This is a genomic window from Bermanella marisrubri, assembly GCF_012295615.1.
Classification (GTDB): Bacteria; Pseudomonadota; Gammaproteobacteria; order Pseudomonadales; family Oceanobacteraceae; genus Bermanella; species Bermanella marisrubri.
The window spans coordinates 160,343-179,254 of sequence record NZ_CP051183.1 but is presented as its reverse complement, the minus strand read 5'-3'; the positions used below and the strand labels follow the sequence as shown (position 1 = coordinate 179,254).

The following is an 18,912-nucleotide window of genomic DNA, read 5'->3' as shown; positions in this document are numbered from 1 at the left end:
CTTACAGTCATTTGTTTATGTGGCTAGCTCAGTAAGTTTTATCCTCAATCTGGCCCACAGCGCTTGATAGCTTAAAGGGCTTCTCTACAGTCTCTATTGAGCCATCCATATACTCTACTCTGATTTTTTGTACTATCAGCTGAATTGCATTACGGTGGTAAATGGCGTTCTTCCATTTAGGAAAAGACCAGCCATTAGCTTCTATCGGGCCTGTATCTTTTAGTATAGTTACTTTTTTACCGCGTATCTCTCCAGCAACAACGTCATTTACAGCATTAAGAGCCACAACCTCAAAAGTCACATATTTCATTGTCTTAGAGCTGATATTTGAGTAAGTAATCATCACTTCTATACCATTGGCTGTGTTTCTTTGACCAAAAATTGCGGACAAAGCAATAGGACTATTTAGTTTTCTAGCCTCTTTGATCTCTTCATCTGATGGTGGTTGAGATATAGATGCTATCCCAGAGCAAGAGCAAAGAAAAATGAGGAGGATTGAGAGAAAAATAGCTTTCATGCTGCAGGTCCTTTTTACTGGTACATACTCGTCGAATCTAATTTCAGTGCTCGTGCCTGTTTGAGTCTTTAACTTCTTTAGCGCTAGCCTTAAGGTCAATTCGCTCAATTAGCTTAGTGAGGATATCATGTACACTAATAGGGTATTGATCCGTTGCAACTTCGTTACTTTTAGTGCCAAATATTCTTAGTGCAACTTCAGATTTCAGTCTATGCTGCTCTTCTATAGGCAAGGAGGACATAAACGGATCCATCGCTTTAAGATCCAAAGAAATTTGTAAGTACTTATTCATCAGTTTTCTGTGTTTATCTGACTCTCGCGCAAGATATGCAGCAGGTACGGAGACCAATACGATAAAAACTAGTCTAAAAATAGAGTTTTCCCATTTGAAACTGTCTAAAGTAGTTTCATATAAGGAATAGGCAGTGACAACCGCAATAACTACCATAAATATTAAAGAGGTCGTTCTAAGCCAATCGGCTGACTTCTTCTCAACACTTGCGCTTTCTTCGTAATTACCGGCGACAATTGTCTCAGACATTGTCTCTATCAGGCTGTCGACTCTAGCTTGTTTTTGATTCAAGCTTTCTTCCGCTTCGACGAATTGCTGATCTACATCCTGAATAGTCCGACTTGTCTTGTCTGAAAGTCCATCAAGCTTTAGTTCAACTTCTTCCAGTTTCCTGCGAAGCTCTGCTTCTTTCTTAGAGTGTACTTCTTGAGCAAGCTCCAACTCTTTTAGTAGAACATCATAGTCAGACTTCAGATTCTTATCTTTAGAATCATCACTGGCCAAGTGCTCTCGTCTTGCTCTAAGCTGTGAAAGATTAGCTTTATCTTTGTCCGAGCCTGTATAATTAAAGGTTACAACGCCGTCTGACAATAATAGCTTAGCCTGCTCAACTCCATTTTTTAATTGATCGCATACAAAGCGCACACCATCATCATCACTATAAAATGAGTCGCTCAGTACTATAGATATAGCGAAAATACGATCCAAGATCGCTTTTGCTCTGGGCTGCAAATTTTCAAAGGTTACTTTTGCGTCAATTTGCTTTCTAAATTCTAAATAATCTTTATCATAACTCGCCAGAAGGCTTTTCAACTTCGCAGGCACTTCTCGGTTATCCAGATAACCTTTTAGATCTCTAATAATCTCATTCAATTCAACAATATGAAGAGCCAATTGTTCTTTGATCTTGCCCTTTTTTTCCATATTCATACTCTTCCTAAGCTATCTCTGATCAAGACCTTACACTTGACTGAGAACCCTTTCAATTGACTGTTAAATCACAGCAAGCCGTTCTTGACTATATAATTGCTAGGTCAGCTCCAAAAACACAACCCAATAGCCGGCCTAATCCAAACTGAACCAGTTGATCATAATAAGCAGAAATGACACATTGCATTTACTACACTTGCAACCAATCTCTCTTCAACAGATCTAAGCAGACTAATTCGGTAGTGATATAGCCCTCATAATCGTCATCCGACTAACACCGTATTCTTGAGCCAGTTTAGATTTACTCAATCCTTGCTCGTACTTAGAGCGAATCTCAGCGATCTGCTAGTCTTGGAGACTACGAGGCTTTCCACCTTTGCGCCCAGTGCGCTCTCGGCCTGATTGAAGTCAATCAGGCCGAGAGCTGAATCTTGAGACTTACATAGCCAAGTAACCATTTTTAGTCACGTGTGTTTAAAAGCAAATCAATCATGCAATTGCTAAGCATTCGATCGCAACTTAACAATCTTGATCGTTGTTTGGCTAATCTAATTACTTTCTGAGTAGCTTTCTTTCAGACATAAAAAAACCAGCTACTTGAGCTGGTTTTTAAGAATTCGGATGGTGCCCGGAGGCGGAATCGAACCACCGACACGAGGATTTTCAATCCTCTGCTCTACCGACTGAGCTATCCGGGCATTCAGCTGAGGCGTTGCCGCGCTGAGGTGGCGTATTAAACCTTCAATTGGCGTTGGTGTCAACCCTGACTCTAGAAAAAATCTGCTTACTTTTCAGCCACTTAGTGATTGACGTACGATTCACTTATTCACTGGGTGGGACATAGCCCTCTGCTTGATCGACAGCCTCTCCAGCGAAAAACTTTTTCATTTGGTCTTGCAAGTATTTTCGACTCGTCATGTCCATCATATTGAGATGCTGCTCATTGATAATACGTGTTTGGTGCTCCATCCATTCATGCCAAGCTTGTTTGCTAACATTATCATAAATGTCCTGGCCTAGAGGCCCCGGAAACGGTGGCTTATCAAGCCCTTCCAATTCTTGCTTTAGACGACGGCAGTTTACTGTTCGACTCATAATTGCGTCTCCAATAGTTTTTTTACAGGAGCGGCCAAACCTACATTGGCACCCTGCTGAAGGGAATACCAGAGTTGATCGCTCTCGTTGATCGTATTTGGTTTTCGTTCGATATCGATGCGTATCGGCTTGATGTCCAAATGGTAGTGACTGAAGGTGTGACGGAAGCCTTCAAGTTCGTAAACAGCTTTAATGTCGCAACCTTGCAAAAACGGCAACGATAGAGCGTCATCATTTATGGATAGTTGAGGAAAAATCCACAACCCTCCCCATATCCCAGTACTCGGCTGCTGCTGCAACAATATTTCATCATCATGACGAACTAAAACCATTTGCGTAGTTTTTACAGGCTTATCTTTTTTCGGCTTACTATTGGGAAACTCTTTGACACGATTCTGAGCATAAGCTTCGCATTGCGCGTGAAGCGGACAAATCTCACACCCAGGCTTACTACGAGTACACAGCGTCGCCCCCAAATCCATCATGGCCTGAGTATAATCTGCCGTGCGTTGTTGAGGTGTATAGCGCTCTGCGATATCCCAAAGCTGATCTGCCACTTTTTTATTTCCGGGCCAGCCTTCCACTGCATGAAAGCGCGTCAGAACGCGTTTAACGTTGCCGTCCAAGATAGCAGCGTATTGCCCCATACTAATGCTGGCAATAGCACCTGCGGTACTGCGCCCAATACCGGATAGACTTTCTAGCTCAGCAACCGTGCTTGGGAAGACGCCTGCATATTTTTCGACCACAGTTTGAGCACATTTATGCAGATTACGAGCCCGAGCGTAGTAGCCAAGTCCTGTCCATAGGTGGAGCACTTCATCTTGCTCTGCTGCAGCCAAGCTTTTTACATCAGGAAAGCGCTGCATAAAACGCTGGTAATACGGAATAACCGTGGTGACTTGGGTTTGCTGCAACATTATTTCAGAAACCCAGACGCGATAAGGCGTTTTGTTGTGCTGCCATGGAAGATCATGACGACCGTGCTCATCAAACCAGGCCAGCACAGCGTCGCTAAACTGCTTCGACGTTTTTGCAATAGAATTCATTGAGATGGTACTTCCATTAGATTGCGGCAAGCCTAACGGATTACGTAGGGTTTTATAAGAGGGATTACATCAAATTTGCTTGTAAAGGACGTTGAATAAACCGTTCGAGCTCGTCTGACGGCATAGGACGGGCAATCATAAAACCTTGGCCATATTCACAGTAGTTGGATTTAAGAAAATCGATTTGCTCTTGGGTTTCAATTCCTTCTGCCACAACCTGTAAATGCAGTTTGTGCGCCATGGCGATAACCGCTGCTGTAATTTCCATATCATTTAGATCATTGGGGATATCCATAACAAAACTACGATCGACTTTAAGAACGTCAATCGGGAAGCGCTTAAGATAAGCCAAAGATGAATAACCTGTACCGAAATCATCAATGGCAATAGAAATACCCATTTCTTTAATCTGACGCATCGTGAAAATGGCATTTTCTACGTTATCCATCAGAGTACTCTCAGTGATTTCAAACTCCAACACATGCACTGGACATTTTGTTTGCTCAAGAATTTCTTGTAATTTACAAATCAAATCCGGATCACTAAATTGACGCGCCGACAAGTTAATTGCGACTTTCCCATCTTCAGGCCAGATACCAGTATTAATCATGTACTTCACCTGCAAGCAAGCTTGACGAATAACATGCGCACCAATAGGAACAATTAAGCCACTTTCCTCAGCAATAGGAATAAAACGATCTGGTGGAATCATGTCTTTGCCTTCTGGCTTCCAGCGAATTAGAGCTTCCGCCCCGACAAAGCGACCGCTATGCAGTTCGATTTTTGGTTGATAATAAATAATAAAGTCTTCTGGATAGTCGATGGAGTGACGTAAATCTTTTTCAATTTCTAGATATCCCATCATTTCTTTATTCATTTCTTCACTAAAGAATTGATAGTTGTTCCGCCCCATTGCTTTGGCCTGATACATGGCCATATCAGCATTACGCATTAAGGTATTTACATCGTCACCGTCTGTGGGTGCCAAGGTAATACCGATACTCACTGTATTGATGATTTCCTGATTTTTGACCATGATCGGGCGGCAAACTTTTTTCAATATTTTTTCAGCAATGTGTCGCACGCCATGGGTATTTTCTACATCATTGAGCAGCACGGTGAACTCATCTCCACCGATACGGCTCACAGTATCGCTTTCACGCACACTATTTTCTAAACGACGAGCGGTTTCCTCCAAGAGTACATCGCCAGCATCGTGACCCAACGAATCATTAATGCGTTTGAACTGGTCTAAATCTAAAAATAATAATGCGACAAAGCTCCCTCGTCGTTTACTCTCACTGATTGATTTATGCAGTCGGTCTTTGAATAGTCGACGATTCGATAGTCCAGTTAAAGGGTCGAAGAACGCAAGATTTTCCATTTGTAATTGAGCAACTTTCAGATCGGTAATATCACTGATGGCCCCCATGTAGCCATAAATTTCACCCTGACCGTCGTACAATACACTGGCTTCTATGATGGCCCAGGTTATTTGATCACGATTGCGTTCAAAACCGACTTCAACGACAAATTCTTGATGATTTTCGATGAGGTTTCGCCACGCCCTCACTGCTGCGCGACGATCCTCTTGGCGGATATGACTTAACCAGTGCTCCAATGTCGCATTGGGCTGCCGAATGCCTGTAATGTCAGACCAACGATTATTGACATAGGTAATATCGTGTTTGAGATTAATCTGAAAGATTCCGACAGGGCTAAGGGAAGCGAGTTGTCTAAACTTTTCCTCACTAGAAGTCAGGTCACTACGCTCTTGCTCGATCTTACTGAGCATAGAGTTAAACACATCAACCATTTCGCCTAATTCGTCTTTGACCTCTCGTTCAGCGCGCAAGCTATAGTCTTGTTTACGAGTGATGTCTCGCGCTGTAGCAGCGATTTTCTGAATTGGCTTCACCAATAGATGCTGCAGATATTTAGCCAATGCTAGAGACAGCAACAAACTCAATACGGTGACCATGACAATGAAAACCAATTGTTCCTGCCAACGCTGAGCAAGCCAACCAAGATTCAAATTCATATACAGCGTACCAATATTGAGGCCGTCCAATTCTATTGGTTCGTATATTTCCAGCAGGTTGGTACCGATACTAAGCTCAGATTCTTGTGGTTCGTCTGGACAGGGTTTTTGGTCAAGATGAACAAAATGGTGATACGCAAATACGGAGCCGCTGGCATCATAAATACATGCCATTGAGACGTTGGGGTTTTCGCCCAAGGCTTTCAAATTGGCCTCAGCCTGACGAGCATCACCAAAAATCAAGGCAGCGGTCGATCGATTAGCAACAATAGCCGCAAGGATACGCATATCCTCAGACACGTTTTCAATTTCTTGCAATCGGTCGTATCGAACCAATGCATAACTGGTCAACATTACCGCGATAACACTGGTGAGTAATATGGCGCCAATTAATTTTGTTTTAAGGTGAAGTTTAGACAACCACATTAACCCTCACTCCCGCGATAAATATGAGTCGCTACCTCGAGTAAGTTTGCTGCAAAGGTGAGTCTCGCCTGTTTAGCCAGATTTAGGTTGATATGCAAGCGTACCCGTTGATCTTCAATGACGAAGACCACCATACCCTTTTGGTGATTTTGCTGTCCGTCAACGACGGTCAAGATCGGTGTTTGTTTGAGCTTACCTTCTAACTCTTTGGCGCTGACGCGCTCAGGCTCAGATAAAATTAGGAGTTGGCAATTAGTGACTTGGTCTAACGAGCTTATTTGAATGACCTTAATGGGTTTATCCGCGACAGAGCGCCCATTTAGTTTGCTTAGATTACCACTGTAGGAATCAGGACCTAATTGGCAAACAGTAAATGTTTGTGTCTCATCAAGACTGGGAGGCCAAAATACAAACTTGCTGATTTGGTATAAATAGGCTGCTTTTACCTGATCTTCTTTAAGGTCGCCATAAGACGCGGAAGCGAGCACAAGCATTAGCACCAACGCCCCTATGGGAATATTTGTAGCAGCTCGCCAACCCTTGGCCATAAATGACGTTATCCGGAAATTAATCTCGTACGAAGAGTGGGATACTTCCTGCAATCCCCACTCTTAGAGATTAGGCGGTTTCGCTGGGTTAAGCAAACCTAATATGGGTACTAACGACGACTTATAACTGAACGCTATTAAGTTTAGAAATGGTTTGATCGATTCCCTCTTTTTCGATCTGTTCACTGAACTGAATGCGATACGTCTTGATAAGGCTCAATCCGGCAATATTCGCATCGTAAACCAACCAGTCCCCATCATCATTCTGATAAAGGCGGTATTGCAGACGAATAGGACTACCACTGGACATCTCAATTTCGCTGTTGACGATGGCTTTACTGCGGGTCTTGTTAAAGCGAGTTTCACCATACGTAACGGCTTGCCCTGTGTACGCCTTGAACGCACCTGCATAGGTTTTTACCAATAAGCGTTTAAAACCAGTAATGAAGTCCTGCTTCTGTGCTTCATCGATATTGTCCCAGTTATCACCTAACGCCAAGCGCGACATAAGGCGCTGATCGATAATGGGCAACATGTGAGTTTCTACCAGTTTCATTAGAAACTCTGGACCTTGTTCCAGCTGATCCTTGTTATCAAGAATTTGCTTAAGAACGACATCAGCCACTTGTTTCACTGTCTCTTGCGGCTCAGTACTGCTTGCTTGGGTATGACCTAGTGTCAGGCACAACATAACCAAAATGGATAAAACCTGTTTCATCTTAATCTTCCTTAAAAAATCAATAACTGAAGTTTAATTACCTAATTGACTGAAATAAACACTAAAAAGCTCAACGGATTGATCCATTTACTAGATCAATTGCGCCTTATCCAAAGGTCACCGTGTTTTTGAAACCCAAATGCCAACAGTTGATTCAATCTCTCGCCTTCATCACGAATAAGCAAAGTAGCGTGTTCTTTGTCGGCCCACTGACTCAAACGATGCACCAGCTGCGTTGCAACGGTGCGGGCTCGAGTAGCCTCACGTACTAGAATACGCTCTATATGCAGGCCTTGATCACTGCGTTGTAATTCACATAGCGCAACAATGCGTCCGTTGAATATACCCAATGCAACCGTCGCTGCCACATCACCTGCCATAATGGCAACATAGTCTTCTGGACAGTCTGGTACATTCCAAGCGTCAGGCGCGTCTTGCAATAACTTACGTAAATCGGACGTTTGCTGGGTTGTCGGCTGATCAGTGAGCCAATCAAGATAAACCGGCACGGCCGCTCCTTGCTATCAACTTGAAGAAGAAAGCGAGGCATTCTACCCAGCTCAACAAGGATTACCAATTAATTCCCCGAGTAACTGCTGCGCTCCTCAAGGGAAATCGCTATAATGGGCGCTTCATTTCATTGCCGCGGAGATCACCATGGCGCAGCGCACAGCGTCTGTTGAACGCAATACTTCAGAAACAGAGATCAGCGTAAAAGTAAACATAGATGGCACGGGTAAAACCCAATTCGATACAGCTATGCCTTTCCTTGAACACATGATGGATCAAATCGGCCGTCATGGTTTAATTGATCTAGATATTGTGTGCAAAGGCGATAATCACATTGATGATCACCATAGCGCAGAAGATACCGGTATTACACTCGGTCAAGCATTTGCAAAAGCCATTGGCGATAAAAAAGGCATCCGTCGCTATGGTCACGCCTATGTTCCATTAGATGAGGCGCTAAGCCGCGTTGTAATCGACTTTTCTGGTCGTCCTGGCTTGGAATACAATATTCCGTTTACTCGTGCCAGCATTGGCGGGTTTGATACTGAATTGTTTTACGAGTTCTTCCAAGGCTTCGTTAACCATGCTCAAGTAACGCTGCACATTGATAACTTAAAAGGTCATAACGCTCACCACCAAATTGAGACTGTATTCAAGGCGTTTGGTCGCGCGCTACGTATGGCTTTGGAAATGGACCCTCGCATGGAAGGGGTGATTCCTTCGACCAAGGGTTCGCTGTAAATATGAGCAGTAAACAATGTGCCGTTATCGATTATGGTATGGGCAATTTGCACAGCGCCAGCAAGGCGCTGGAGCATGTCAGCAACAATACTGAAATCATCGTAACTTCAGACCCTGAAACCATTTTAAAGTCTGATCACGTAGTGCTGCCTGGTGTGGGTGCCATGCGCGATTGTATGGCCGAAATCAAACGTTTAGGCGTTGATCAAGTGGTTGCCGAAGTAGTGAAAACAAAACCTTTGCTTGGCATTTGTGTGGGCATGCAAGCTCTTATGAATCATAGTGAAGAAAACCAAGGCGTGGACTGTTTAGGGCATTTCCCCGGCGAGGTAAAATTCTTTGGCCGAGATCTAGAAGAAAACGGTGAAAAACTAAAAGTTCCACACATGGGCTGGAACCAAGTTCAACAAATTGCGCACCCAATGTGGCACAACATAGAAGACAATAGTCGCTTTTATTTTGTTCATAGTTTTTATGTGGAAGCAGAGAATCAGGAACACGTAAAAGGCCGCGGCCACTACGGTAAAGATTTTGTTGCTGCCATAGCAAAAGACAACGTATTTGCGGTGCAATTTCACCCAGAAAAAAGCCACACATCAGGTCTTCAGCTGCTACAAAATTTCCTTCAGTGGGATGGACAGAATTAATTATGAGCTTAGCGAAACGTATCATTCCTTGTTTGGATGTTGATGGCGGTCGTGTCGTTAAAGGCGTTCAATTTGTTGATATCCGCGACGCCGGCGACCCTGTTGAAGTAGCCAAACGCTACAATGAGCAAGGCGCCGATGAAATAACATTTCTGGATATCACAGCAAGTCACGAAGGACGTGAAACTACAATTCACATGGTAGAAGCCATTGCTGAACAAGTTTTCATTCCATTAACAGTGGGCGGTGGTATTCGTAAGCTGGAAGACATTCGCAACATGCTAAATGCGGGTGCGGATAAGGTATCCATTAATAGCGCTGCCATAACCAACCCTGACTTCGTTAGAGAAGCTGCCGAGAAGTTTGGCAGCCAATGCATTGTCATTGCCATTGATGCAAAAAAAGTCAGCTCTGAAGGTGAAGCCAATAAGTGGGAAATTTTTACTCACGGTGGCCGTAAACCGACGGGCATCGACGCCATTGAGTGGGCAGTAAAAATGACACAACTTGGCGCGGGTGAAGTACTACTGACATCAATGGATAAGGATGGTGTGAAAACCGGGTTTGATATTGAACTAACACGTGCCATCAGTGAAGCTGTGGACGTGCCGGTAATAGCTTCTGGCGGTGTGGGTAATCTCCAACATTTAGCAGATGGTGTAACAGAGGGCAAAGCCGATGCGGTTCTTGCTGCCAGTATTTTTCACTTTGGTGAGCACACTGTCCAAGAGGCCAAGCGGCACATGCAACAACAGGGTATTGAAGTTAGGTTGTAATTTCTTAGCTTAAATTTCTTGCAGACGTTTTCTTACGTCTGATAAGTGACGACGTGAGACCTGAATCTCGTCGTCCAAGCCTTTCATTTTTATTAACGACTGGCCGTCTTCGGTTTTTTCTAATCCACAAATATACGCTTTATTCACAAGTGCACTACGATGCACACGAATAAAGCGGTCGCCGAATTCTTCCTCTAAGCTTTTTAAAGGTTCATCAATCAATACTTCTCCATCTTCGTAAATGACGGAAATGTATTTTTGGTCCGCACGAAATACCTGAATTTTCTCTACTGGAATAAGCTCTATTCCACTGTGAGTTTTGGCGCTAATGTGACTTCGGCTTTTATCTTGCTGGAATATTTGTGTTTGCGCCTTATTAAGCTTACTTAATTTCGAAAAGGCATGTTGCAATGCATCCGAGCTAACTGGTTTAACCAAATAATCCACTGCGTGTACTTTAAACGCCTGCAATGCAAACTCATCATAAGCGGAAGTAAAAATCACCGCAGGCGGAGTCTCTAATTGCGATATATGCCGAGCTGCTTCTAATCCAGTCATTCCCGGCATCTGAATATCCATTAATACACAATCTGGGGCATATTGATTGACCATTTCAACAGCTTGGACACCATTTTCAGCCTCCGCTAAAACATCACCCAATTTCAGCTTGGCAATAAGGCGTTTTAACCGGTTACGAGCCAAGCTCTCATCATCCACGACAAGAATATTCATGAAACTATCACCGGATATTCAATTATCATTTTGTATTCCTGATCGCATTGCTCAGACTGCATTTTCACCGAATCACCATACAAAGCCTGCAGACGATGCTCGATATTTTGCAATGCCATTTGGTTCCCTGATTTCTTATTATGATGATGATTGCAATACAAACTATTAACGACTTCAACGCTCAGCCGATGATCGGTAGTGGTTGAGGCTATAAGCGTGATATTTACCTTGATATAACCTCCATTCGGATCAGGACTAATTCCATGATAGATGGCGTTCTCAAGTAAGGGTTGTATGGTCAGAAGTGGAATTTTAATGTTGTGGGGTGCATCCACAGCCCAATCACATTGTAATCTTGGACCCAGTCTTAAACACTCTATGTGCAAATATTTCCTGCATAAGGCCAATTCCTCCGCCAAAGTCACTTCCACTCCCGCTTCCTTTAAACTCGCTCGAAACAACGCGCTCAGGTCCTCTACCGCCTCCTCAGCCGTGTCTGGATCTTCGTGTATAAGACTTGCAATAATATTCATGCTGTTAAATAAAAAGTGGGGGCGTATACGACTCTGTAAAGCCTGTACTCGGGCTTGCAATTCACTTCGAGCATGCAGGCGATTTTGCATCTGTACGTAAAAATAATGCATTAATAGAGCAGACAAAATTGCGCTAATAATGACATTGCGTACGATCCAATCCACGCCCAATGGTTGATAAAACCATTGTTCCATCCCCCAACGAGACAAGATACTAATGAGCAAATTGGTCATTACTACAATGATGAAAATAACGAGCATCAGTGGGTTAAGGGACAACGGCGGGGCCAATTCTCGAAAACGGCACAGTAAAGCAGCACAAACCAACACTACCCATTGCACATAAAATGCTAACAACCCAAAGCGCTGCCAACCAAACTCTTCCAAGTTGCTAGAAAGCAAAATCAATACAATCACCAAGGACTGACTAAATAGAGTCAGACCCAATAAACTGCGCCCTTGGCAAAAATCAGGCAAAAAATCGCTAGCGTCTATTTTGTTATGATCGATCATATAGCTCCCTATCAGGGCTATAGTCTCGCTTATGCAGATAATTGCCACAAGTAGGCCATGTGTATTTTGTGGGCATGGCTGCAAACCGTTATAATGTCGGGCACTTTCGGTATCAGATTTTCAGCATAGGAAATGACATCTATGAGTCAGCCCACCAACTCCGCATGGGGTGGTCGCTTTAGCGAAGCCACCGACGCCTTTGTTCAACGCTTTACCGCCTCTGTTGAGTTCGATCAGCGCATGTACGCACAAGACATTCAAGGCTCAGTGGCCCATGCCACCATGCTGGCAAAAGTCGGGGTACTAACCGAGCAAGAGCGTGACGACATTATTCAAGGGCTGACAGAAATCAAAGCTGATATCGAAGCAGGTAACTTTGAGTGGTCTATCGAGCTTGAAGATGTACACATGAACATCGAAGCCGCTCTGACCAAGAAAATCGGTATTACTGGTAAGAAATTACATACGGGTCGTAGCCGTAATGACCAAGTAGCCACAGATATACGCCTATACATGCGTGATGAAATCGATCACTTAAGCAGTGAGATTACACGCTTACAATCGGGCTTGATCGAACTAGCAGAGAAAGAAGCGGATACCATCATGCCAGGTTTTACGCACCTGCAGACGGCTCAACCTGTGACCTTTGGCCACCATCTTCTGGCTTGGAACGAAATGCTAGAGCGTGATTACGCTCGCCTACAAGATTGCCGCAAGCGTACCAATATCATGCCTTTGGGTGCAGCTGCTTTGGCGGGCACCACTTATCCCATCGACCGTGAAATGACCGCTGAGCTTTTGGGCTTCGATGCACCCACTGAAAATAGCTTGGATAGCGTATCCGATCGTGATTTCGCGATCGAATTCACGGCGGCAGCATCTACCATCATGATGCACCTAAGTCGCTTCAGTGAAGAATTGGTACTTTGGGCCAGCGCACAATTTAATTTTATCGACCTGCCTGATCGTTTTTGCACAGGCTCGTCCATCATGCCGCAAAAGAAAAACCCTGATGTACCTGAATTAGTACGCGGCAAGGCCGGTCGTATTTTTGGTCATCTAATCAGTTTGCTAACACTAATGAAAAGCCAACCATTGGCCTACAACAAAGACAACCAAGAAGACAAAGAGCCGTTGTTCGACACCATCGACAATGTAAGCGGCAGCTTGCGTTCGTTTGCAGATATGATGCCTCATGTGAAATCCAATAAAGAAGTGATGCGTGAAGCCGCTTTACGAGGTTTCTCTACGGCAACAGACCTAGCAGACTACTTGGTGCGCAAAGGCGTTGCTTTCCGCGATAGCCATGAAATTGTAGGCAGTGCGGTTGGCTATGGCGTTAAAACTGGTAAAGACTTGGGCGAAATGTCGCTTGAAGAACTTCAACAATTTGGCGAGATGATCACTGAAGATGTATTCGATGTTCTGACTTTAGAAGGCTCGGTTTCCGCTCGTGACCATCTAGGTGGTACAGCACCAAAACAAGTTCTTGCCGCTGCGAAGCGTGCTAAAGAAAGATTAGCCAATCGTTAATTCTTTTTTAATACAATTGAACAAAATAAAAAAGGGACGCTGCAGCGTCCCTTTTTTATGAGCGTAAACCTAATAAAAGTTACGCGAGCTCCAAAATACCATCCATTTCTACGTCAGCATTTTTAGGCAGAGCAGCGACCCCAATGGCCGCTCGAGCTGGGTAAGGCTGTTCAAAATATTCCGCCATGATCGTGTTTACTGTAGCGAAGTTTGATAGATCGGTTAAGAAGATATTCAACTTGGCAATATCTTGAAGAGAACCACCCGCCGCTTCACACACTGCAGTTAAGTTATCAAACACGCGACGGATTTGTTGATCAATACCGCCTTCTACCATTTCCATGGTTTCAGGTACAAGCGGAATTTGGCCAGAAAGATAAACAGTTTGACCGACTTTAACTGCTTGGGAATAAGTACCGATGGCTTCTGGTGCCTTATTGGTATTGATGATTTCTTTCATTATTTGTATCTCTGTTTGAATTCAGAAAGGTCTCTATTTCTTACGCGTATTCTTCAGACGGGTAATCTTGGAGACTTTATTGTTCTTTTTCAACTTGCGCATAACATCAGCCAAATGCTTACGACCCGTTACACCAATTTGTAAACTCAAAACACTAAGTTTAGCGTCTTTATCGTCCACACTGATCTGCTCTAAATTGCCTTCCGCTTCTGTTACCGCTGCCGCTAGTTGAGCAATCAATCCGCGACCATTTTCGATCCACACGCGCAGGGTCACACTGAAATCTTCATCAATATGTTCATCCCACACTAATGGCATGATCTTGTCGTTCTGTTCAATCATGTCCAGCAGGTTTTGACAATTACTGGTATGAACAACCAGACCACGTCCAGCACTGGAGTAACCCACAATGTCATCACCTGGAATTGGGCTACAACAGCGAGCATAAGTGACAACACCACCCTCTTTGCCACTGATACTAAATATACCTTTGCCAAGTGCAGAAAAATTATTGTTTTCACCCAGAGCAAATTCGGCAATGCGCTGTGCAATATTCTGTGGTGAGCGGGTACCTAAACCGATATCAGCCAATAACAAGTTAAAATCTTTTAATCCAAACTCGCGTAACAAATGTTCAATGTGTTCTGGATCAAGATTATCCAACTCTATTTTGAACATGGCCAATGCACTGCTTAGTAAACGACGGCCAAGATTAATTGACTCATCGTGTTTTTGATTCTTCAGATAATGCCGAATACTGCTGCGCGCTTTACTGCTGACCACAAAATTAAGCCATGAAGGATTTGGTTTGGCCCCAGGAGCGGTAATGATTTCTACAGTCTGGCCACTGATAAGTTTGGTACTTAGTGGTGCTAATTGTTGATCGATACGACAGCCAACGCATGTGTTGCCCACATCCGTATGCACGCTGTAAGCAAAATCCACCGCCGTGCTGTCTTTTGGCATCTCGACAATGCGACCTTTTGGTGTAAACACATAAGTATCATCTGGGAACAAATCAACTTTCACACTTTCGATAAATTCTTGTGGATTTCCAGCGCGCTGTTGCAACTCCAATAAACCTTGCACCCATTGTCGAGCACGCTTCCCACCATTGGCTTCAGACTGAGCATTGTCGTCCTTATATAGCCAGTGCGCAGCAATGCCGTTGTGAGCCATGGCTTCCATTTCTTCGGTACGTATTTGTATTTCAATATGCACCCCACCCACACCGACAACGGTGGTGTGCAAGCTTTGGTAACCATTGGATTTTGGAATGGCGATATAGTCTTTAAAGCGACCAGGCACAGGTTTGTAAAAGTTATGAACAATACCTAACGCTCGGTAACAGCTATCCACATTGTCCACAATGATGCGGAAGCCATAAACATCCATAATCTGCTTGAAGGACTTTTTCTGTTCCTTCATTTTGCGATAGATACTATAGAGATGCTTCTCGCGACCCATGACTCGGGTCTTGAGGCCTTCTTCTTTTAATCGAGTTTTGAGCGCTTGATTAATCTTTTCGACCAGCTCACTTCGATTACCGCGGGCTGACTTCACCGCCTTTTTAATCATGTTGCTGCGCATTGGATGCTTGGCATTAAAGCACAAGTCTTCTAATTCAATGCGGATATTGCTAATGCCTAAACGGTTAGCGATGGGGGCATAAATCTCAAGCGTTTCGCCGGCGATACGACGCTTTTTCTCTGGCGGCATGGCACTCAAAGTGCGCATATTATGCAAGCGATCCGCCAGCTTGACCAAAATAACTCGAATATCTTTGGCCATAGCCATGGCCATTTTCTGGAAATTACCCGCTTGTTTTTCTTCTTGGCTTTCAAACTTGATATGTGTGAGCTTACTGACACCGTCCACTAACTCGGAAACCGTTTCCCCGAATTGGTCTTTTAAGGCATCTTTCGGAACAGCGGTATCTTCGATGACATCATGCAGCATAGCCGCCATCAAGCTTTGGCTATCCATATGCATTTCAGAAAGAATATTGGCAACGGCAAGGGGATGAACGATATAGGGATCACCACTACGGCGGAATTGACCCTCATGGGCTTGTTCGGCGTAATAGTATGCCCGGCAAACCTGATTGATTTGCTCGGGCTCTAGATAGCTGCTTAGTCGTTCGGCTAAAGCATCAATCGTTGGCAAGCTTGACACCTCCAGTTAAAACTTCACTACTAGAGAGAGTGCTGCCATTAGAATTACTCTTGCTCAGCAGCAGCGGCTTCAGCAGCAGCCATGGTAGCAGGGGTTACCTTACCTTCAGCAATTTCACGTAATGCAACAACAGTTGGCTTGTCGTTTTCGGCTGCAACTAGTGGCTCAGCACCTTGCAGTACGATTTGACGAGCGCGTTTAGTCGCCAACATAACCAATTCAAAGCGGTTATCTACATTGTCTAGGCAATCTTCAACGGTTACACGAGCCATGCTTTTCTCTCTTACTTTAATGATGGGACGTTTTTATCGAAATCCAAGGGAAACACAATAAAAGCTAATGCCCAATAAAAATATATTTATCGATAGTTTACAAAATCACCACTGGTTAAGCCAGTGTTTTAGCGGTTTTCACTGGGATCCAATAGTTGAGCAATCATAGCGCTATGACGAATACTCTGCAGAGGGGTTCTCAGGCGATTGGCCTTGAAAATACTCTTCAATTCATCCAGAGCCACTTCAAAGACATCATTAATCACAACATAATCAAACTCGTTGTAATGACTCATTTCGCTCACAGCTTCGTCCATTCGCCCTTTAATGATCTCTTCACTGTCCTGACCACGACCAGTCAGGCGCTGGTGCAGAGCCTTGCTGGACGGGGGTAAAATGAAAATGCTCACTGCCTGAGGCATCAAACGACGCACTTGCTGCGCACCTTGCCAGTCTATTTCTAAGATCACATCTTGGCCAAGATTGAGCTGCTTTTCCACCGCACTTTGGCTGGTGCCGTAAAAGTTACCAAACACTTCGGCGTGTTCTAAAAAGTCACCGGCTTCGATCAACTGGCTGAAAGTCGCTTTGTCGACAAAATGGTAATGCACTCCGTCTTCCTCACCTGGGCGGGCCGCCCGAGTGGTGTGACTAACACTAACATTGACGTGTTCGGTTTGCTCAATAAGGGCTCTTAATAAACTGGTTTTTCCAGTGCCACTGGCTGCACTGACAATATAAAGCGTACCTGCACTCATGAACTTCTCAAATTCGATGGCTTAATTGAACAATAATAGCAAAAAAGGCTTTGCCCCACACGACTTAAAGACCACTCCGTACCGTCGCTGCAAGCTGTTTTACATTCAATGGCTTGGCTAAGAAATAGCCTTGGCCTTCACTACACCCCATGACTTTGAGTAGATCGAGCTGTTCTTTATTTTCAATTCCCTCCGCTACAATACTGATTCCGAAGCCATGGGTCATACCCACGATGGCCTCAACAATCGCTTTCGCTTTCGTTTCATGAACCATGGCTTTGATAAAAGAACGGTCGATTTTCACTTCATCAATAGGCAGATCTTTCAACATGGCCAAGGACGTATAGCCGGTTCCAAAATCGTCCACACTGAAGCGTAAGCCTTCGGCCTTAAGCGCTTTGATATTGGCCGCGCTTTTTTCTAAGTTATTGAGAGTAGCCGTTTCCGTTATCTCAATTTGTAACCATTGCTTAAGGTTCGGCAACGATTCTATTTCCATCAACAACGCATCCAACATCATGCGACTATTAAACTCTACCGCTGAGATATTAATGGACACGCGCTCAATTGGATTGCCAAGTAAACGATATTGCTGAAGATCCTGATAGACCTGATGCACCACGAACCGAGAGATTTCATTAGCTATGGAATTATCTTCCGCCAAAGGAATGAATACATCAGGAGATATAAAGCCATGTTCAGCATGCTCCCAACGGATCAAGGCTTCCACGCCAACTAGAGTCTGATCCGCCAGTCGATATTGCGGCTGATAAACCATATTTAACCGGTTTGCGGCCAAATCTTGGCGTAAATCTCCTAAGAGTTTTTGCCGCTGATTTTCCAATTCCGATAACTGCTTATTGAAGAATTGGACGCTATTACGCTCGCGAGTCTTAGCATGTCCCAATGCATCACTGGCTGCCGCCATTAAACCCTTGGCCTGCCTAGAGTCACTGGGTCCCATGGCAACGCCAAGCGTGCAAGTAACTTCTACTTGCTGCTCATACATATATTGGTCAAACATTTGCCTGAGGCCTTTGATTCCCGCTTCAATTTCTCCCATGGATTTATCACTTAAGAAAGCGATAGCAAATTGGTCTGGAGGGAAGCGTCCCAGTAACACATGAGCACTGTAATGATCTTTCAGAGCCCGGGACAAACCCATCAGAATTTGATTGGCCTCGTTGAATCCCAAAGCACGATTTAAATGAGAGAAGTGATCGATATCGAGATATATCACAACAAGAGTCTGCTCAGGCTTGCGCATAGCCACCTTGCGTTCCAACTGCGCCGAAAACATGTGGTGATTGAGCAAGCCTGTCAGTGGATCAAACTGATTAAGAAGCTCGGAGGTTTGTACAGACCGCGAGACCATTGCAAATAGCAAAACGCTGGTAACCAACACAAAGAACCAGCCTTTAAATGTCTGAAGTTGACTGAGCAAAGCAATATCGTGGACCGCAGCTTGCAATGCCACATCTGAAAATAAGATCCACGCGCCGGCAAACACAGCATAGGTAATTGCGATTTTCAGAGCAGAAAAAAGACTAATCTTCATGTATAAAGCGAAAACTCAAAATTAAAATAGCCCTGCGCACAAGCACACCCTTATCTGAGCCTAGCATCTCTTCTGATAAGGGATTAAT

General features: G+C 44.1%; 20 protein-coding genes and 1 tRNA gene. 4 read left to right on the top strand and 17 right to left on the bottom strand.

Features of this window, described 5'->3' with window-relative positions:
* Nucleotides 1–28: 28 nt before the first annotated feature.
* The 10 genes from HF888_RS00850 to HF888_RS00805 all read right to left on the bottom strand — a co-directional run bounded on the left by HF888_RS00850 (nt 29) and on the right by HF888_RS00805 (nt 8,125).
* Nucleotides 29–517, bottom strand: a complete 489-nt coding sequence (locus tag HF888_RS00850; RefSeq protein ID WP_007018079.1) for a hypothetical protein — start codon at nt 515–517, stop codon at nt 29–31.
* Nucleotides 518–560: 43 nt separating this feature from the next.
* Nucleotides 561–1,739 carry a hypothetical protein gene (locus HF888_RS00845; protein WP_040297807.1) on the bottom strand — a complete coding sequence of 393 codons (1,179 nt, stop codon included), beginning with the start codon at nt 1,737–1,739 and terminating at the stop codon, nt 561–563.
* A 231-nt stretch (nt 1,740–1,970) separates the two neighbouring features.
* Entirely contained in the window at nt 1,971–2,072 is a 102-nt protein-coding gene (locus tag HF888_RS16795; protein ID WP_425321726.1) for a helix-turn-helix domain-containing protein, read from the bottom strand.
* Between the two features lie 289 nt (nt 2,073–2,361).
* Nucleotides 2,362–2,437, bottom strand: a tRNA-Phe gene (locus HF888_RS00835).
* A gap of 124 nt (nt 2,438–2,561) precedes the next feature.
* Nucleotides 2,562–2,834, bottom strand: a complete 273-nt coding sequence (locus tag HF888_RS00830; protein WP_007018081.1) for an oxidative damage protection protein — start codon at nt 2,832–2,834, stop codon at nt 2,562–2,564.
* On the bottom strand, nt 2,831–3,883 hold the full coding sequence (gene mutY / locus HF888_RS00825) for an A/G-specific adenine glycosylase (protein ID WP_007018082.1): 1,053 nt from the start codon (nt 3,881–3,883) through the stop codon (nt 2,831–2,833). The genes HF888_RS00830 and mutY overlap by 4 nt, the downstream gene beginning before the upstream one ends.
* A gap of 64 nt (nt 3,884–3,947) precedes the next feature.
* Nucleotides 3,948–6,350, bottom strand: a complete 2,403-nt coding sequence (locus HF888_RS00820; protein WP_007018083.1) for a sensor histidine kinase, YfiR-like protein-associated — start codon at nt 6,348–6,350, stop codon at nt 3,948–3,950.
* The gene (locus tag HF888_RS00815; protein ID WP_007018084.1) at nt 6,350–6,898 is read right to left on the bottom strand and encodes a YfiR family protein; all 549 of its coding nucleotides are present in this window, start codon (nt 6,896–6,898) and stop codon (nt 6,350–6,352) included. Before HF888_RS00815 ends, HF888_RS00820 begins: the two co-directional genes overlap by 1 nt.
* 121 nt (nt 6,899–7,019) lie before the next feature.
* Complete coding sequence (locus tag HF888_RS00810; RefSeq protein WP_007018085.1) at nt 7,020–7,616, bottom strand: MlaC/ttg2D family ABC transporter substrate-binding protein; 597 nt, start codon at nt 7,614–7,616, stop codon at nt 7,020–7,022.
* 95 nt (nt 7,617–7,711) lie between these two features.
* Nucleotides 7,712–8,125, bottom strand: coding sequence for a GNAT family N-acetyltransferase (locus HF888_RS00805; protein ID WP_007018086.1), 414 nt, complete (start codon nt 8,123–8,125; stop codon nt 7,712–7,714).
* A gap of 148 nt (nt 8,126–8,273) precedes the next feature.
* Here HF888_RS00805 and hisB point away from each other — a divergent pair, with 148 nt between their 5' ends.
* From hisB to hisF, 3 genes are read left to right on the top strand one after another with little or no spacing between them, the layout of a single operon-like run.
* The gene (gene hisB / locus HF888_RS00800; protein ID WP_007018087.1) at nt 8,274–8,867 is read left to right on the top strand and encodes an imidazoleglycerol-phosphate dehydratase HisB; all 594 of its coding nucleotides are present in this window, start codon (nt 8,274–8,276) and stop codon (nt 8,865–8,867) included.
* Nucleotides 8,868–8,869: 2 nt separating this feature from the next.
* Complete coding sequence (hisH, locus tag HF888_RS00795; protein WP_007018088.1) at nt 8,870–9,514, top strand: imidazole glycerol phosphate synthase subunit HisH; 645 nt, start codon at nt 8,870–8,872, stop codon at nt 9,512–9,514.
* A 2-nt stretch (nt 9,515–9,516) separates the two neighbouring features.
* Nucleotides 9,517–10,290 (top strand): imidazole glycerol phosphate synthase subunit HisF, encoded by a 774-nt coding sequence (gene hisF / locus HF888_RS00790; protein WP_007018089.1) that lies wholly within the window; start codon nt 9,517–9,519, stop codon nt 10,288–10,290.
* Between the two features lie 9 nt (nt 10,291–10,299).
* Here the strand turns inward: hisF and HF888_RS00785 are convergent, their stop codons facing one another.
* Together HF888_RS00785 and HF888_RS00780 are read right to left on the bottom strand one after the other, a co-directional pair.
* The gene (locus HF888_RS00785; RefSeq protein ID WP_007018090.1) at nt 10,300–11,022 is read right to left on the bottom strand and encodes a LytR/AlgR family response regulator transcription factor; all 723 of its coding nucleotides are present in this window, start codon (nt 11,020–11,022) and stop codon (nt 10,300–10,302) included.
* A complete protein-coding gene (locus HF888_RS00780) occupies nt 11,019–12,068 on the bottom strand; it encodes a sensor histidine kinase (RefSeq protein ID WP_007018091.1) in 1,050 nt (349 codons plus the stop codon). The genes HF888_RS00785 and HF888_RS00780 overlap by 4 nt, the downstream gene beginning before the upstream one ends.
* 141 nt (nt 12,069–12,209) lie before the next feature.
* Between HF888_RS00780 and argH the strand changes: the two genes are divergently transcribed.
* A complete protein-coding gene (gene argH, locus HF888_RS00775) occupies nt 12,210–13,601 on the top strand; it encodes an argininosuccinate lyase (RefSeq protein ID WP_007018092.1) in 1,392 nt (463 codons plus the stop codon).
* 79 nt (nt 13,602–13,680) lie between these two features.
* On the opposite strand, the gene HF888_RS00770 is transcribed toward argH, so the two are convergent.
* The 5 genes from HF888_RS00770 to HF888_RS00750 form a co-directional block, all read right to left on the bottom strand.
* Nucleotides 13,681–14,061: a RidA family protein gene (locus tag HF888_RS00770; RefSeq protein ID WP_007018093.1), complete on the bottom strand. Its 381-nt coding sequence runs from the start codon at nt 14,059–14,061 to the stop codon at nt 13,681–13,683.
* 33 nt (nt 14,062–14,094) lie between these two features.
* Complete coding sequence (locus tag HF888_RS00765; protein WP_007018094.1) at nt 14,095–16,227, bottom strand: RelA/SpoT family protein; 2,133 nt, start codon at nt 16,225–16,227, stop codon at nt 14,095–14,097.
* Between the two features lie 53 nt (nt 16,228–16,280).
* Nucleotides 16,281–16,508, bottom strand: coding sequence for a DNA-directed RNA polymerase subunit omega (gene rpoZ, locus HF888_RS00760; protein ID WP_007018095.1), 228 nt, complete (start codon nt 16,506–16,508; stop codon nt 16,281–16,283).
* Nucleotides 16,509–16,636: 128 nt separating this feature from the next.
* Complete coding sequence (gene gmk, locus HF888_RS00755; protein ID WP_007018096.1) at nt 16,637–17,266, bottom strand: guanylate kinase; 630 nt, start codon at nt 17,264–17,266, stop codon at nt 16,637–16,639.
* 64 nt (nt 17,267–17,330) lie between these two features.
* Complete coding sequence (locus HF888_RS00750) at nt 17,331–18,824, bottom strand: putative bifunctional diguanylate cyclase/phosphodiesterase (protein WP_007018097.1); 1,494 nt, start codon at nt 18,822–18,824, stop codon at nt 17,331–17,333.
* Between the last annotated feature and the right edge of the window lie 88 nt (nt 18,825–18,912).

Coding starts and splice junctions, on each gene's coding strand:
- HF888_RS00850 (WP_007018079.1), bottom strand. CDS start 517: ATGAAAGCTATTTTTCTCTCAATCCTCCTCATTTTTCTTTGCTCTTGC.
- HF888_RS00845 (WP_040297807.1), bottom strand. CDS start 1,739: ATGAATATGGAAAAAAAGGGCAAGATCAAAGAACAATTGGCTCTTCAT.
- HF888_RS00830 (WP_007018081.1), bottom strand. CDS start 2,834: ATGAGTCGAACAGTAAACTGCCGTCGTCTAAAGCAAGAATTGGAAGGG.
- mutY (WP_007018082.1), bottom strand. CDS start 3,883: ATGAATTCTATTGCAAAAACGTCGAAGCAGTTTAGCGACGCTGTGCTG.
- HF888_RS00820 (WP_007018083.1), bottom strand. CDS start 6,350: ATGTGGTTGTCTAAACTTCACCTTAAAACAAAATTAATTGGCGCCATA.
- HF888_RS00815 (WP_007018084.1), bottom strand. CDS start 6,898: ATGGCCAAGGGTTGGCGAGCTGCTACAAATATTCCCATAGGGGCGTTG.
- HF888_RS00810 (WP_007018085.1), bottom strand. CDS start 7,616: ATGAAACAGGTTTTATCCATTTTGGTTATGTTGTGCCTGACACTAGGT.
- hisB (WP_007018087.1), top strand. CDS start 8,274: ATGGCGCAGCGCACAGCGTCTGTTGAACGCAATACTTCAGAAACAGAG.
- hisH (WP_007018088.1), top strand. CDS start 8,870: ATGAGCAGTAAACAATGTGCCGTTATCGATTATGGTATGGGCAATTTG.
- hisF (WP_007018089.1), top strand. CDS start 9,517: ATGAGCTTAGCGAAACGTATCATTCCTTGTTTGGATGTTGATGGCGGT.
- HF888_RS00785 (WP_007018090.1), bottom strand. CDS start 11,022: ATGAATATTCTTGTCGTGGATGATGAGAGCTTGGCTCGTAACCGGTTA.
- HF888_RS00780 (WP_007018091.1), bottom strand. CDS start 12,068: ATGATCGATCATAACAAAATAGACGCTAGCGATTTTTTGCCTGATTTT.
- argH (WP_007018092.1), top strand. CDS start 12,210: ATGAGTCAGCCCACCAACTCCGCATGGGGTGGTCGCTTTAGCGAAGCC.
- HF888_RS00770 (WP_007018093.1), bottom strand. CDS start 14,061: ATGAAAGAAATCATCAATACCAATAAGGCACCAGAAGCCATCGGTACT.
- rpoZ (WP_007018095.1), bottom strand. CDS start 16,508: ATGGCTCGTGTAACCGTTGAAGATTGCCTAGACAATGTAGATAACCGC.
- gmk (WP_007018096.1), bottom strand. CDS start 17,266: ATGAGTGCAGGTACGCTTTATATTGTCAGTGCAGCCAGTGGCACTGGA.
- HF888_RS00750 (WP_007018097.1), bottom strand. CDS start 18,824: ATGAAGATTAGTCTTTTTTCTGCTCTGAAAATCGCAATTACCTATGCT.